The 301-nt window shown below is 64.5% G+C and carries 1 protein-coding gene; it reads left to right on the forward strand.

Annotated elements, in window-relative coordinates; genetic code table 11:
• Positions 1–301 (forward strand): hypothetical protein (locus tag SB658_RS23010; RefSeq protein WP_410602573.1); only part of this gene is annotated, 301 nt, incomplete at both ends.

Raw genomic sequence — 301 nt, forward strand, 5'->3', positions numbered from 1 at the left:
GTCCTCGACGCGACTCAAAGTTGCGGAGGGAGCGGTCGAGCAGCCCTGGATCGTGGTTGGCGACCGGGAGAAGCTTGCGACCGACGGTCCGACCCTCGAACTGCTTCACGCCGCAGAGGAAGCGATCGAGCGCGCAGACCATCTCGTGATCGTGGGCTACCGCTTCGCGGACGCGCACGTCAACCACGTCATCCGCAATTGGATGCTCCGATCCGAGACGCGGACCGTCGGGGTCATCGAGCCGACTTGGTCTTATCCCGAACCCGGGTCGTTCTTTGGCCAGCTCGTCAGCGAGTACGGC

This window comes from Bacillus sp. SIMBA_008 (genome assembly GCF_046535495.1).
GTDB lineage: Bacteria > Bacillota > Bacilli > Bacillales > Bacillaceae > Bacillus > Bacillus subtilis.